The organism is Chitinophagaceae bacterium (genome assembly GCA_016713085.1).
In the GTDB taxonomy this organism is placed as follows: domain Bacteria; phylum Bacteroidota; class Bacteroidia; order Chitinophagales; family Chitinophagaceae; genus Lacibacter.
The window spans coordinates 617,447-632,457 of record JADJPV010000002.1 but is presented as its reverse complement, the minus strand read 5'-3'; the positions used below and the strand labels follow the sequence as shown (position 1 = coordinate 632,457).

The window sequence follows — 15,011 nt, the reverse complement described above, 5'->3', positions numbered from 1 at the left end:
AAAGGGTTATCTCAATATGGTTACATAGCCCGGTTGTCTTGCACGGCCATTCTTTGGATCAATTACATAATAATAAGTTCCTGCAGGCAGTTGCTGTCCTTTCCATTTACCATCCCATGGCGTTGGATAGCCAATCGATCTGTACACTAATGTACCTGCTGTATTATAAATCTCAACTACACATCCGGGATAGTCATTCAAAAACCTGATCTCCCAGAAATCATTGATACCATCTCCGTTTGGTGTAAATGTATTAGGTGGTTTCGGCATCTTCAGAATCTTTACAAACAAATCATCTGTTGAAACACATCCGCCACGACCTGTAACTGTTACTGTGTAAGTAATATCATCTTTTGGTTGCAGAATTGTTGGATTCTTCAATGTTGGATCATCCAGGTAAGTCGGCGGAGTCCATAAGAATTGTAAACCGGTCCCAACTGCTGTAATACCTGTTATTTTCCGTACTCCATTTTCCAGTACTTCAATATCAGGACCTGCATTTAATGCAGGATAAGCCCACACCTCAATTGTCTTTGATGCTGTATCACTGATACAGCCTTCACTGCTGTACACATACAGTTTCACATCATAAGTACCCGGTGATCCGTAAAGGCAACTTGGATTCTGAACCGATGAACCTGCTCCATTACCAAACAGCCAGCGCCATTCAGTTACAGTTCTTACAATACCATCACTGTTATCTGTAAAATCAACAATATCACCAATACATAAACTGTCCTTTGAAGTAAACCCGGCTTTTGGCTGCGGAAATACATCAACCAAAAGCTTACTCAATGAATCAATACAATTATTGTTTGATGTTACTTTCAGCTGTACAGTATACGGTCCGAGATTAGAATATTTATAAACAGGATTCTGAACAATGGCGGTATCTGAATTTAAAGGCAGTACACCAAAATCCCATTTGTACGTAAACTGCGACTGCGTATTGTCAGGTATTACTGATAAATCATTAAACGCTGCGCTGCCATCAGGCAAACAAACTTTTGGCAAACTGAAATCAACAATCGGTAACGGATTTACTTTCACCGGCAATACATATGGAACACTTGTACAGCCTCTGTCATTGATTACCTGCAGCTCCACATTATAAGTACCGTAACTGCTGAAGACATGTGTTACAGGATTGGCATTCGGCGTTGACACGATTGCTGATGCATCACCAAAATTCCAGTTCCATGTTGTTAGTGAAGCAGAATGCGCAACAGAACTGTCAGAAAAGGTCATACTGTTTTTTTCGCAGGCAGGTAATAATGAACCAAACTTTGCACCCGGTCTTGGCCATACTTCAATTGTTTGCTCAGAATAATGAGTACAACCATTTGATGCAAGAAACGTATAGCGAATTGTATGAACTCCTACTCCGGCTGTTGCAGGATTAAACAAACCTGTTGTACTTACTCCAGGTCCGCTGTAAACACCTGTACCCGGTAATCCCCCTAACTCAGTTGCCTGTGTTATTTGTCTTGATACTGCATCGAGACAAATTGCCGGCATTGTGAGGAATTGTGTAAGAGGACTTGCATTTACCAAAATGGTTTTAATTTCATCATTCACACAAATAATCCCTGTATAAGCTCTGTATCTAATCTGGAATGTTCTTGTTAACGGTGCCTGGAAATTGGGATAACGGTGAGAATAGATTTTATCAGTAACCGGGTTATCATCTGTATCAAACACAGTTGGGGAATTGATATTGTCCCAATAGATTTCCACTTTGGTAAGTGCACCAAAATCAACACTTGATTTTTCCTGTATCTGCACATCCTGGTTACTGCAGATGCCGTTTGTTGACAACAATAAGAAATCAGCATTGGGTATTGAGCCGTTAACAGTAAATGGAATAGCTGTTACAGAATCTTTACAACCATCTTTTGAAGTAACAACAAGCGAAAGGAAATAGTTATCAGCCTTATTAAATTTAATGGCGGGGTTTTTAGCTGTACTTGATATCGGTGTAGGACCTGGAACGATTGCCGGAACACCTGTATTAAAACTCCATAAATAAGTCATCTGCATTTCACTGTTATCTGCAATTCTTGATGTGTCGAAGAAGAAGGCATTGGCATCACTTAAACAAACTTCAGGAAGAGTGTATCCTACTTTTGGCAAAGGATTGATCAATACATTTTTTGTGAGGGTGTCACTCAAACATCCTTTACTGCTTTCCACCATTAATTTTGTGATCTTATTTCCCCAGTTACTGTAGGTATGTGTTATTGGCGGATTGTTTGTTGCGTTGATGATTGTTCCGTCACCAAGATTCCAGTACCAGCGAACAAGTGTACCGGCATTTGGTGTTGAATTATCTGTAATGGTAATCTGATTTTTTTCACAAAGAGGTAAACTTAAACTGTTGATGGCAGTTTGCAGAGGATTAACGGTAATCGTTCTTTCCATTGTATCGCTTACACAACCCTGGTTGGTAAACACCCAATGCCTTACTGTGTAGGTGCCGGCAACAGGGAACCTGAAAATAGTATCCTTGTTAACAGATGAACCTACAACAATTCCGGCAGAATTAATAAAGCGCCACTCCCATTTTGTTAATGGGTGAGTGATACCGTTAGAAGCATCAGTAAAACTGACAACAGTGCGATCGCATACTTCTGCGGGAATTGTAAAATCAGCTTTTGGCTGAGGGTAAATTGCAGCCTGACTTTTTGTAATTGAATCAATACAACCATTGTTGGAAGTAATTTTTAGTTTAATACTGTAAGGCCCGGTAGTTGAATACTTGTGCGAAGGACTCTTGATGAATGCAGTATCAAGTAAACCGGTAGCAGGATCACCAAAGTACCAGCGGTATGCAAACAGGTTTTGAGTACCATCTGCAATAGTTGTTGTGCTGTTGAAATTTACAACCCCATCAGGAAGACAGGCATAAGTCATTGTAAAATCCGGTACCGGGTTCGGACGAACAGTAACAGGCATTGTGTAAACAGGACTCAAACAACCGGTGCTGGTTTTAACCTGTAAAGTTGGATTATACAATATTGAATTCGGATATGAAGCAGATACATTTGCATTGGTTGTATTACCAATTTGTGTTCCCACACCCAGATTCCAGTTCCAGTTAGTAATCGTTCCAAATCCACCTGACAAAGAAGATGTATCTCCAAACGTAATAAGTTTACCCTGGCACTGTGGAGCAGTGAACCCGAATTTAGCAACAGGGGCATTTGAAATGGAGATAAATTTTTCAAGAGTATCACTTAAGCAGCCCACATCAGTTAAAACTGCATAGCGGATCTTATAAGTACCTGCTGCAGTATATTTTTTTGAGGGGTTATTGGTGTAAGCAAATGTACCATCCCCAAAATCCCAAAAATGCTTGATAATGGGCCTTCCACTTGTGGCATTGTTTGTTGTGAGAGGAATAATTGAATCTGTACATAAAGCAGTTGGCCATGTAAAATCAGGCGCTGGTGGATTAAATACCTGCAGATTAAAAGGAATAATTTGTATTCCTGCGCAACCATCCGGCGTAGGGTTATTAACGGTAACTTTTACGGGATATGTACCAATTGCATTATAAACATATGGAGTTGGTAATCTGAAAAGATAAAGAGTCCGGCCATTTACTACAAAAGTTGAATCAGCAACGGGTGTATTGTTAACGACATCCGGATATCCGCTTATCTCCCATTTCATGCTTATTGGCATGTAAGGAAGTGTAATTGACATAATAAATGGTGAACTTTTACATGCCACCGGGCTGTTCACTATGGCATAAGCATTTTGAATAGAAAGATATTGAAAGAGATCAATCACATTTGTTCCGGCATTATAGCCATAAGACTCAGCACTTGCAAAGCCGTAGGCAATTGCATTAAAGCCTGAATCCGATTGCATGGTATGTTGCCCCTGTGCTAAACCGGAAGTTTTTATATATGAATAGGAAGGATTCTGGGGATGAACAGTAAAGGGTGTCGCAGGCACGGCTCCGTCTATCCTGAAAGAGCTTACAGCTGTTCCACCATTTGGTATAATCACATTTGCATAATGATTTTTCGTACCTGCAGCAACTAACAGGTTTGAATTGAAAAGAACTTTATTAATATTTTGTTCAACCGGACTCAGGTAAATAACCTCAGGATCTCCTAAACCTCCATTTCCACACCGGCTTTGTGAAGTAAAATATTGTGCTACTGTAATTGGTTTATCTGCATCAATCCGTAAAGGTTGATCAGTGGGGCCAACCTGGTAATAAAAACCATTTTGCAGAGGCAATCCTATTGGTGCTCCATTCAATAATACATTAGCCGTAGGATCAGAAACACAGATTCTGAAATAATTAAATCCCTGATTGCCTCCTGCTGTTGCCGTCAAAAAACGTTTTCCCCAGGCATTTTTTGGGAACGCCTGAACCATATAATTATCAGAAGAAGTAGAGTTATTGCCGACGTTGCATGCAATATTGATTCTTCCACTACCCGAAAAAACAGCAATCTTCTTGCATCCACTTCCGGTATTCATTGATCGTATCAGAGTACCTGTTAAATCTACACCAGATCCACCCTGCCCTCCGGGCCCAACATTATTTGTATACTGTCCCATGATGTTAAACACTTGGCCCTGAGTTAAAGTAACTGTAAAAGGAACTCCGGCAGGTTTTGTAAGTGTTGCAGCACTGGGAGTAATTTCAACCGTTGTCGTACCTGTATCAGCAGCTATTACATAAGCCCAGCAATTAGCATCAAATGTGTTTGAAAAATTTTCAAAATTTATAGAATAATATTCCCTGCCCAATGTGTTTGTAGGAAATAAAATTGTTGCGCCCGAAACACTTGCATTATAGATATGCGCATAGGCAACAATTGGCTGATCACTTGTAATATGAATTCCCTTGTTTTCCCCAACAACACTTTCAGCCATCAACCTGGCATCCTGAGGAGCAGCTTTGGGAATAACATTTGAAGTAAATACAGTATTTGCAGGAACAGCATACGTAATACTATAGCCAATACCAGGTATCTGCACAGTAACATTTGTCGCAGTTTCTGTGGCAAAATATAAAACCATATCCTGACCATTACCGCCAGTCATCACCTGGTGATAACCATAAGCCACCCAAAAATCTGTTCCTTTATTAGAAAAATCCTGGGAGTAAGAGTACAGATTTGCCAGCAGTACTGCCAGCAGGATTAAGAATTTTCTCATTTTTACAGCTTAAGTGTAAGGGCTTACAAGTTAAGCGTTTTCTCTAAGTAATTATAACGTACGATCTTCATTTTTAAGAGTGGCAATGGCTTCCAGGTATTTTTTTGGCAGAAGGCCCCACGCAAAGCAAAAGATCCAGTATACTAAGGTTGGGTTTAAATCCATGCTTTTCCATAAATACCTGCTGATATGGTTGATATTGAAACCCGGTTTTTACACCTGAATTTCCGGGAGCTTCCTTTTTTGAAACTTCATTATCAGCCAAAATGTCAACATTGATCTTTAATTTTTTACTCACCCACTCCATTGTTTTCAGATTCAGATCAAGCAGATACTTTTCTCTCAGTTCAAAAAGCTCTTTCAGTCCGGGAGCATAATCTTCAAACCAGGGAGCTTTCCTGTACGACGAATCAATACCCCGCCATTGAATTTTCTGCCAGGGGTCAACATAGGAAATCTGAACATCTTTTAATTTTTGCTTTTTGTCTCTCCCGCCAATTAACGGAACCGTGAGAAGGAGGGGACCATTTGCTCCAATTAAACAGGTTCTGTTCAAATGAAGCGATTTTTCATAGCGTACATCTGGCAAATAAAATGCATTTGTCGACTTGATTAAAGTTGAAATGAATTTTATATCACCAAAATATTGCAAATCAATATTTTGTTTATTTTTTTTCATTCATTTATTTAATATCTTAACTGATCCCAAAACATAGTTATTTTAATTCATTTTTTACTCTAAAATATAATATTAATAATCAGTTAATTACAGTTAACTAATTTTAAAACAATTATAACAATATAAATACACTACAAATCTTTGTCAATCAGATACCAATTTTTCACTCCTTTTCTGACTAACTATTTTAGCTCAAATTTAAGGGTTCGTTTTCAGGTCTGAAAAGAAATCTCATTTCATTGCCTTATTTTGCAGGAAAGAAATTATTGTGAAGAATCAATTATACGGGCTGCTCATCATCTGCATTGCCACCCTCTCCTGCAACACATTTAAAATTCCGGAATACAAAGAATTTAGAAATCTGAGTTTTGAAAACATGGGTTTTTCAGAATCGACCATCAAAATGGAACTGGTCTACAACAACCCAAACCGGTTCGGGTTCCAGGTAAGAAGAACGGAAGCCGATGTGTATGTGGATGATGTGTACCTGGGAAAAGCAATCAGCGACACATTAATCAAAGTTGACAGAAAGTCAGACTTTGCAATTCCGATTTATATCAAAACAGATATGAAAAATATTTTCAAAAATGCCTGGAGTGCTCTAACGAATAAAACAGTTTTGGTGAGGGCAACAGGAACTATCACAGCCGGGGTGGCCGGCATTTATAAAACCATCCCGCTTGTATATGAAGGGCGCCATGAAGCCACTTTGTTTCTTCCAAAACCCTGACCGGGAAACCTGGGAGGATACTTCATGGATACTCCCATGATAAAGCATAGATACTCCCGCTTTAAAGCGTTCAAATGCTCTCTGAGAAGTTCCTCTTTAACTACAGACTTTACTACACAGAGCAAAGAAAGTACAGGCAAGTCGAAAATATTCCAATTTGCCGGATTTCGTATTGAAACAAAAAAAGGTCTGGGTAAACCCGAACCTTATTAATAAAAGAATTGAATTAATTTTTCTTGGGAGGACCTCCTCCATCTGCTTCACGTTTGCAGCAAATCGGTAATCTTTTATACTGCTCTTCTTCTGCGGTTACATCATCCGCATCAAAACCAAGATTGGCAATGGCGGTTTTGATATTTTCAATATTTGTTCGGTCGCTGAGGAATGTTACCGTGGTAATTTTTTTGCGGATATCAACCACAATCTTGGCACGCCTTCTTCCGTTTTCATGAACTTTTCAATCTTATCCTTGCATTCCACGCATTGTGCCTGAGGTGTTTTGATCTGCACAACCAATGGCTTTTTGTACTGTGAAAATCCGGAAATACCGATCACTAAAAGAAAGGAACAGAGTACTGCTTTCATGCTGAAAGAATTTTCAATGAAATTATCAATTTACCAGCCAATGTGCAGGATCCTTCGCCCATTTTAACAAAACTTCCTGTTCTGAAGCCTCAACAATGTTCTTCTCAATGGCCAGATTGATGAGAGTTGGGTAATTCGTTAATGAACGGTATTCAACACCTGCTTTTTGAAAGGCTACCGCAGCCACATCAAACCCATAGGTAAAGATGGAAACAATACCAATCACTTCAACGCCGGCTTTACGCAGCACTTCCACCACCTCCAGACTGCTTTTCCCGGTAGAAATCAAATCTTCCACCACTACAACCTTCTGTCCGGCTTCATAAAAGCCTTCAATCTGGTTGCCTAAGCCATGCTCTTTGGGTTTTGGACGAACATAGATATAAGGCAGCTTCAGCTGATCTGCAGCCATTGCTCCCCATGCAATTCCGGCTGTGGCAACACCTGCGAGCAAATCTGCGTCAGCAAACTGTTCAAAAATGACGTTGCACATTTCACTTTTGATGAACTCCCGCACATGCGGAAAGGACAGCACCTTACGGTTATCGCAATAAATCGGGCTCTTCCATCCACTTGCCCATGTAAAGGGTTCTTTTACATTTAAACGGATGGCCTTAACTTGTAACAACTTTTCTGCTACGGCTTGTTCGTTAGTCATGGCGCAAATGTAACAATTTGAACCCTTCAACATTATGCAGGACTGCTAAAAACATTTTTATGTACATCAAAATCTACTTCGGCGACAAACCCGTTTTTCTTTGCAATGAAATTGATGATACAATTCATGAATACATGCATCATCCCGACGCCGTGTTTATTGATGAAATTACCGGACCTGCTATCAAATCTTTACTTCATGAAATTGCAAAAGATGAATTTCATGCAGGTATTTTATGGGATCAGGATCTGGAGAAATTAAAGAAAGCATTCTTTAAACTTTTTAAGCCTGTTACTGCTGCAGGTGGATTGGTTGAAAACGAAAAGGGAGAAGTGTTACTGATCTTCCGCAGGGGTAAATGGGATCTGCCCAAAGGAAAATTAGATCCCGGCGAAACAATTGAGCAATGTGCTGTTCGTGAAGTGGAAGAGGAAACAGGATTGAAGAATATTGAATTGAAAAAGAGCCTGGTCATTACCTATCATACGTACGATGAATTCGGAAAACATATTCTCAAAGATTCGCACTGGTATAAAATGAAAGTAAAAGGCAAACAGGAGATTGCTCCACAAACAGAAGAAGATATTACTGAATTGAAATGGGTAAAGAAAAAGAATTGAAAGGCTATTTCGGTAACATTTTTCCTTCGGTGAAGGATGTGCTTTAACTGACTTTGGTAGCATTTTATTTTGTAGTTTTAAATAAACGATCAATATGGCACTTGATAAACTGAAAAAAGAATTGATCTCTTTTATTGAAAGCACCGATAATGAAGAGCTGCTTTCACTTGTTAAAGAAGATTTTGTTTTTTACGGTAAAACAAAAGGGACTGATATTACTGATCAATTGAGTGAAACACAGTTAAAAGAGCTTAAGGCTCTATCTGAAGAAGAAGATTTGAAAGAAACAATTACACTTGTTGAATTTAATCGGGCTACTGAAAAATGGCGTACCAAATCATAATCAAAAAAAGGTTCGCCAATAAAGTGTTGAAAGTGTTGACTTATCTTGAAAAGGAATGGTCTAAGAAAGTTGCAGAAGAATTTCTGATTAAAGTTGACAAGCGTCTTCTTTTGTTGAAAAAACAACCTTTTGTCGGTTCGCTATCTTCAAAAGTAGAAAATGTAAGGGGCGTTTTAATTACCAGGCACAACAGGATGTACTACAAAATAAAAAGCAAGACCGTTATTGTCCTGAATATGTACGACACGAGAATAAATCCAAAAAAGAATCCTTATTAAGCATGTTCTTTTTCCGGCTTCTTCAATATTGCCACGGTTAACCTGCTTACACAAACCAGTTTCTCTCTTTCGTCATAAATTTTAATATCCCATACATGTGTGCTGGTGCCAATATGAATGGGTTTGGTAATACCGGTAACAATTCCACTTCTTGCAGAACGGATATGATTGGCATTAATCTCCAAACCTACACAGATAAATTTATCCTGATCGATCACCATAGCTGAAGCAATGCTGCCCAGCGTTTCTGCCAATACACAACTGGCACCGCCATGCAATAAACCATAAGGCTGTTTGGTACGGTGATCAACAGGCATGGTTGCTTTTAAGTAATCATTTCCCAGTTCTGAAAAAGAAATTCCAATGTATTCACTCATGGTTGTTTTACCAAAGTTTGTAAAATTGGTAAGTGACAAATCTTTTTTGAACCAGATGGAAGACATAATAGTTATTATTTTGAAACGGTTTTATTCACAACTTCCGGTAAGAAAGCAGATGCATCACCACCGTTCCTGATTACATCACGAACAAGTGTAGAAGCAACAGAAGTATATTGAGGCAAACAGGTAAGAAAGATTGTTTCAATATCGCCGTCGAGACTGCGGTTCATATCGGCAATGGCTTTTTCATATTCAAAGTCGTTCACATAACGGATGCCACGCAGAATAAATTTTGCATTGACTCTTTTGCAGCAATCAACCGTTAATCCGTCATACACGATAGAGTCAACTCTTGGATCATCTTTAAATATCTGGTTGATCCATTCCACCCTTTGTTCTTCGCTGAACATGGGCAGTTTCCCTGAATTTCGGCCAATACCGATAATTACTTTATCAAACAGATCTAATGAACGGTAAATAATATCGAGATGGCCAACCGTTATGGGATCGAAAGTCCCGGGGAACAGACAAATGCGTTGCATGCAATTGATTTAGATACCGAATATCGAATGAATGATTGATAAAACAAATAATTTCCTGCCGATTAATTTACTCTGCCACTTACTCTATAAACATTTTCCTTTCTTAATTCAAACTCCTGAAATCCACCGGTACTAATTTACTTACACCGGCTTCCTGCATGGTTACACCGTAGATCACATCCACTGCACCCATTGTTTGTTTGTTATGGGTTACAATAATGAACTGTGAATTGGCACTGAACTGGCGGATCATATTGGTGAACTTTCCAACGTTGGCATCATCTAATGGTGCATCAACCTCATCCAAAATACAGAATGGAGCGGGCTTGATCAGATAGATCGCAAACAACATCGCTGTTGCAGTTAATGTTTTCTCACCACCACTCAACTGTGAAATACTGCTTGGACGTTTGCCTTTTGGCTTGGCCACAATATCAATTCCTGTTTCAGCTAAGTTCTCCGGATTTTCTAATACGAGGTCAGCAGTATCTTCTTCTGTAAACAATGCCTTAAATACTTTCTGGAAGTTTTCACGCACTGCATTAAAGGTTTCAAGGAAACGCTGGTTAGCAGTAGCTTCTACTTCCTGGATGGTTTGCAGTAAAGATTCTTTCGCAGTCACCAGATCATTCTTCTGCTCTAAAATGAATTCATAACGCTTGCGCATTTCTTCAAATGCTTCAATCGCTGTTGGATTCACTTCACCAAGGTTTTCCAAACGCTTTTTCATCCGGTCAACCTTTGCCTGCAATTCTTCCTGCGGATCATCCCCTGTTCTTGCTTCTTCAATTACTTCTTCAAGATTCACTTTAAACTCAACCATTAAACGTTCTTTGGTTCCGCTTAACTGTAGTTTTAAATCAGTGAGTTTATCTTTTATTTCGTTGAGTAAATGATCAACCTGTTCTTTTTCCTTTTGCTTATGACGGAGCTCACTTTCTTTTTCACTGAGCACATTCCGCATATTGTAATAAGCCTGGTCTGCTTCATTCAGCTTGCGCTCTTCACTTTCTTTATTCTGCAAAAGAGTTACCAGTATGTCCTGCGCCTCCAGCAACATCACTTCACTTTCATTGATCTGTGTGGAAGCTTCTTCCAATGCAGCCGAGTTGGTTGTAATCTGTAACTGCAGATCCTGAAACTGGTTCTGTTTGAAATCAAACTCCTGTTTCAATGATGTTACCCTGCTTTGCTGACGGGTTACATTCAGGTTCTAATCATTGTATGATTGATTGGCCTGGTTATATGATTGTTCAGCCAGTGTAAACTCCTGTTCCAGCACTTCCAGTCTTCCGGCCAGTTCTTCTAACTGTGAATTGTATTTATCCAGTTCATCACGATGTGTCTGCTGGCTTTCATGAATCTCTTCCTGCTGCTGTTCCAGATCTTCCAAACGCCTTACAGCATTGGCTTCCATTCCACGGAGGTTCTCCATCCTGTTGTCAATACCATACACATGATTGACTAACTGGTTGATGGACGTTTCTGTTTGCTTGATTGCGTTTTCTTTCAATTGCTCATTGAAGATGATTACTTCATTATGACGCAACTGAATGATATGTTTTAAATCCAGCACAACCGTTTCCTGTGCAATGATCTCTTCATGTAAACGTTCCAGATTTTTTGCTCGGCCGAGTTTCTTTCCTTCAAACAAGCCAACACTGCCACCACTTAATGCATATTTACCTTTAAAGAACTTGCCGCTCGTCTCCAATACCACACCATCAAAATCAGCCGGCAGATTATTTTCATCTTCTGCAATCACAACCTGTCCCAGTAAATAATTAATGAGCGATTGATACTTGGGTTCAACTTCCACCACATTCAATGCAGAAATTGTTCCTGCAGGAAGATCAGTCAATACAGCCTGTCCGTTAAACTTATCCAGCATAAAGAAGTTAGCCTTCCCTTTCTGGTTGGCATGCAATAACTTAACAGCACTTAATGCATCGTTCATATTGCCCACTACATAATAGTTGAGGTATTGTTCCAGCAGGTTTTCTACTGCTGTACGGTAATCTTCTTTACAATAAATTACATCGCTCAACAAAGGCGCTTCTACTTTCCACTGCTCATTGTTGTGTAAGAACTTCACACTTTCAGGATAACCTTCCAATGAATCAACTAAACTCTTCAACAGATCATGCTCATTCTTTTTTGAATCAAGCTTTCTGTTTTCATCTGCTAACTGAGTACGTAAGCCTTCCAATGCAGATTGAGTTTGCAAAATCTGGTCTTTGGTAAATTCATGTTCCTGCTGTAACTGAAGCAACTCTTCCCTGAAATTATTCAGTTCGTATTCTTTCTGTTGCTTTTCAACTTCTAACTGTTGTAATTGCTGTTTCCTGTTCGTTTGTTCTTCTTTTAACTGGAAGATGGTGCGTTGCAGGTTCTGTACAGTTGTTTCACCAACTGCTACATTCTTCTCTGCTTCAAACTGGTTACGTTGAATGGCCTGGTTTTCTTTCCGCAGATCATCAATACCGCTTCTTCTTTCATCAAACAAACGGCGTTTCTCTTCCACAGCACTGCGTAATCCATCTAATTGTGAAGCAAGATCATTTAACTTCTGATCTTCCTCTGTAATCTGCAGTTGTGTAAATTGAATGCTTTCTTCTATTCCTTTTAACTGTCCGCCTGCTTTTTGTAAAAAGTCATTCAGACTGGTTTCTTTTTCTTTGAGATAATGCAAACGCTGCTGCGCTAAATTCTTATCATTTTCTTTGGTACGCAGGTTCTGCAGCATATCATTGAATGCATGCTGCATGGTTTGCAATTCACGTTCCTTTTCAATAAAACCAACTTTCTCCTGTTCTATTGCCGCTTCTTCCGTTGCAACTTTAGCTTCAAGTTCAACACGTTTATTAGTTTCGGTTTCGTGTTGCTCATTTAATGTTTTCCATTTAATATTGAACCCTTCAAGCGCAGCTTTCGCCAGTTCAATACTCACTTCACGATAATCTTTTTTGATCTCGTAATACTTCTCTGCTTTTTTGGCCTGGTTCTCTAAAGTTTTTAACTGGTTGTTGATCTCGAACAACAGATCTTCAATACGTGCCAGATCCTGTTCAGTTGCATCCAGTTTATTCTTGGCTTCTTTCTTTCTTGTTTTGTAGATGGTAATACCGGCTGCCTGTTCAAGCATTCGGCGACGGCTGTTATCCTTATCCTTGATGATATCATCAACCATACCCAACTCAATGATGGCATAGCTGTCGGTGCTTACACCCGTATCAAGAAAAAGATTTTGGATATCCTTCAAACGGCATTGAACATCGTTCAACCGATATTCACTTTCACCGCTTTTGTAGAATTTACGTGTAACGGTTACGGTACTGAATTCGGTTGGAAGCAGGTTACGGGTATTTTCAAAAGTGAGACTTACTTCGGCCAGGCCGGAAGCACTTCTTGTTTTTGAACCGTTAAATACCAGGCTCTCTAAGTTTTCACTACGGAGATGGCTGATCTTCTGCTCACCTATTACCCAGCGAATACTGTCAATGATATTGCTTTTGCCGCAACCATTGGGCCCAATGATACCGGTTACACCCTCATCAAAACTAACCACAGTTTTATCGGCAAAACTTTTAAAACCCTTAATTTCTAAACTCTTTAAACGCACTATTTTTCATTTTTGGAAGGCGACAAATATATGGGATAAAGGCTGTATTAATTTTTACCCATTTTTTATCTTATTAACACATTTTGCCATGTTTTCAACAAGAGCAAGGTTTTGTTTGTCATATACAAACTTTATTCTTAATTGAGCACTATGTACGCAATATTAACCATTGCCCGTTACAAAAAACGTTTTATCTACTTTGCACTGCTGGCGATGGCTTTGCACCGGCTGCCCCTGTTTTTCAACCGAAAAATCAGGTTTCATAAAACACTTGGATGTGGTCGTGACGGCACTTTCAGCAAATTACCCGACTGGCAGCAATGGGGATTATTGGTAGTGATGGAAGAAGAGAATTTCAGGCAAATAAATGAATTATCCAACCCTCAACAACTGCTTAAACAGTATTACGGCAACTTTATTGCCGCCTGGTGGAAGTTTTTGGCTGCGAAACTTGGACGGTGGTTCTGCAACCCATCGAGGGGCATGGAACCTGGGATGGCAAAGAAGCGTTTGGAAAATTGCCGCCCAAAACCGATTATGAAGGAATGATTGCTGTTTTAACAAGGGCAACCATCCGACGGAAAAAGCTGGCCCGTTTTCATGAGCATGTGGAAGCAGTATCGAACGATATGCGCAAAGCAGATGGCTTTTTGTTTTCTGTTGGTATTGGTGAATCGCCAAGATTAAGACAGGCAACTTTTTCCATTTGGCAGAGCAAGGAACAGATGAAACAGTTTGCCTACAAAATGAAAGACCATGCAGAAGTGATTCAGAAAACAAGAAAAGAAAACTGGTACAGTGAGGATATGTTTGTACGATTTAAAGTGTTGAAGACTTGGGGGACGATAAAGGGAGTTGAACCGTTGTAAGAATAGCATAACTAACTTCACATCCGCTTTATCTTTTCCTTATCAATATACTTTTGTGTCAACTCTCCAAATTTTTTAAAAGAATCCGCAACCATCTCAAATTGTTTGTTTGTCAACTCTTCATTTTTCAATAGCGATATAAATACTGAAGACGCCATACTTTGATCGGAATCCTCTTCAAGAATTTCAAGAATCACTTCTAAAGTTCTCTCTTTTTTAAAAGTGATTGATTGAAGAAACGCAGTTAGCGTTCTAAAGCGATAATGCTCTGTATTATCATCCTCTCCTGAGTTAAACTCTTGAAGTTGTTGCTTCAAAAGTGTTTCTGTTAAAATACCATTATCAATCCATTTTCTTGAATACCCAAGTTGAGAAAGCATGGTGTCGAGAGTTATTTCAGCCATTACTCAAAGTTATAAGTCAAATTTAAGAGATAACCAACATGGTATATCTATATGCTTTTTTTTTTGCAGGACATAGAATTAGGTATATCATACCTAAAGTACAAAATTCGTAATCTT

10 protein-coding genes and 3 pseudogenes are annotated in these 15,011 nt (G+C 39.2%); 5 read left to right on the top strand and 8 right to left on the bottom strand.

Going from position 1 to position 15,011, the window contains the following annotated elements:
* Positions 1-6: 6 nt before the first annotated feature.
* Together IPK31_15525 and IPK31_15520 are read right to left on the bottom strand one after the other, a co-directional pair.
* Complete coding sequence (locus IPK31_15525) at positions 7-5,184, bottom strand: PKD domain-containing protein (GenBank protein MBK8089227.1); 5,178 nt, start codon at positions 5,182-5,184, stop codon at positions 7-9.
* Positions 5,185-5,257: 73 nt separating this feature from the next.
* Entirely contained in the window at positions 5,258-5,863 is a 606-nt protein-coding gene (locus tag IPK31_15520) for a WbqC family protein (GenBank protein ID MBK8089226.1), read from the bottom strand.
* Between the two features lie 268 nt (positions 5,864-6,131).
* On the opposite strand from IPK31_15520, the gene IPK31_15515 reads away from it, so the two are divergent.
* Positions 6,132-6,593 carry an LEA type 2 family protein gene (locus IPK31_15515; protein MBK8089225.1) on the top strand — a complete coding sequence of 154 codons (462 nt, stop codon included), beginning with the start codon at positions 6,132-6,134 and terminating at the stop codon, positions 6,591-6,593.
* 226 nt (positions 6,594-6,819) lie between these two features.
* Here IPK31_15515 and IPK31_15510 read toward each other — a convergent pair.
* Positions 6,820-7,178 (bottom strand): annotated as a pseudogene (locus IPK31_15510) (heavy-metal-associated domain-containing protein).
* Between the two features lie 25 nt (positions 7,179-7,203).
* Entirely contained in the window at positions 7,204-7,836 is a 633-nt protein-coding gene (locus tag IPK31_15505) for an orotate phosphoribosyltransferase (protein MBK8089224.1), read from the bottom strand.
* A gap of 59 nt (positions 7,837-7,895) precedes the next feature.
* On the opposite strand from IPK31_15505, the gene IPK31_15500 reads away from it, so the two are divergent.
* From IPK31_15500 to IPK31_15490, 3 genes are all read left to right on the top strand, one after another.
* On the top strand, positions 7,896-8,456 hold the full coding sequence (locus tag IPK31_15500; protein ID MBK8089223.1) for an NUDIX domain-containing protein: 561 nt from the start codon (positions 7,896-7,898) through the stop codon (positions 8,454-8,456).
* Between the two features lie 94 nt (positions 8,457-8,550).
* Positions 8,551-8,799: a hypothetical protein gene (locus tag IPK31_15495; GenBank protein ID MBK8089222.1), complete on the top strand. Its 249-nt coding sequence runs from the start codon at positions 8,551-8,553 to the stop codon at positions 8,797-8,799.
* The gene (locus IPK31_15490) at positions 8,781-9,077 is read left to right on the top strand and encodes a type II toxin-antitoxin system RelE/ParE family toxin (protein MBK8089221.1); all 297 of its coding nucleotides are present in this window, start codon (positions 8,781-8,783) and stop codon (positions 9,075-9,077) included. The genes IPK31_15495 and IPK31_15490 overlap by 19 nt, the downstream gene beginning before the upstream one ends.
* Here the strand turns inward: IPK31_15490 and IPK31_15485 are convergent.
* From IPK31_15485 to smc, 3 genes and pseudogenes are all read right to left on the bottom strand, one after another.
* Positions 9,074-9,520, bottom strand: a complete 447-nt coding sequence (locus tag IPK31_15485; GenBank protein MBK8089220.1) for a hotdog fold thioesterase — start codon at positions 9,518-9,520, stop codon at positions 9,074-9,076. The two genes, IPK31_15490 and IPK31_15485, sit on opposite strands and share 4 nt — an antisense overlap.
* A gap of 8 nt (positions 9,521-9,528) precedes the next feature.
* Positions 9,529-9,999 (bottom strand): pantetheine-phosphate adenylyltransferase, encoded by a 471-nt coding sequence (gene coaD / locus IPK31_15480; protein ID MBK8089219.1) that lies wholly within the window; start codon positions 9,997-9,999, stop codon positions 9,529-9,531.
* A 103-nt stretch (positions 10,000-10,102) separates the two neighbouring features.
* A pseudogene (smc, locus tag IPK31_15475) lies at positions 10,103-13,621 on the bottom strand (chromosome segregation protein SMC).
* 150 nt (positions 13,622-13,771) lie between these two features.
* Between smc and IPK31_15470 the strand changes: the two are divergent.
* A pseudogene (locus IPK31_15470) lies at positions 13,772-14,490 on the top strand (DUF3291 domain-containing protein).
* 17 nt (positions 14,491-14,507) lie between these two features.
* Here IPK31_15470 and IPK31_15465 read toward each other — a convergent pair.
* On the bottom strand, positions 14,508-14,894 hold the full coding sequence (locus tag IPK31_15465; protein ID MBK8089218.1) for a hypothetical protein: 387 nt from the start codon (positions 14,892-14,894) through the stop codon (positions 14,508-14,510).
* Positions 14,895-15,011 lie beyond the last annotated feature (117 nt).

What these genes read in the sequence shown, in the direction of transcription:
- IPK31_15525 (MBK8089227.1), bottom strand. Translation starts at nt 5,184, where the DNA reads ATGAGAAAATTCTTAATCCTGCTGGCAGTACTGCTGGCAAATCTGTAC.
- IPK31_15520 (MBK8089226.1), bottom strand. Translation starts at nt 5,863, where the DNA reads ATGAAAAAAAATAAACAAAATATTGATTTGCAATATTTTGGTGATATA.
- IPK31_15505 (MBK8089224.1), bottom strand. Translation starts at nt 7,836, where the DNA reads ATGACTAACGAACAAGCCGTAGCAGAAAAGTTGTTACAAGTTAAGGCC.
- IPK31_15500 (MBK8089223.1), top strand. Translation starts at nt 7,896, where the DNA reads ATGTACATCAAAATCTACTTCGGCGACAAACCCGTTTTTCTTTGCAAT.
- IPK31_15495 (MBK8089222.1), top strand. Translation starts at nt 8,551, where the DNA reads ATGGCACTTGATAAACTGAAAAAAGAATTGATCTCTTTTATTGAAAGC.
- IPK31_15490 (MBK8089221.1), top strand. Translation starts at nt 8,781, where the DNA reads ATGGCGTACCAAATCATAATCAAAAAAAGGTTCGCCAATAAAGTGTTG.
- IPK31_15485 (MBK8089220.1), bottom strand. Translation starts at nt 9,520, where the DNA reads ATGTCTTCCATCTGGTTCAAAAAAGATTTGTCACTTACCAATTTTACA.
- coaD (MBK8089219.1), bottom strand. Translation starts at nt 9,999, where the DNA reads ATGCAACGCATTTGTCTGTTCCCCGGGACTTTCGATCCCATAACGGTT.
- IPK31_15465 (MBK8089218.1), bottom strand. Translation starts at nt 14,894, where the DNA reads ATGGCTGAAATAACTCTCGACACCATGCTTTCTCAACTTGGGTATTCA.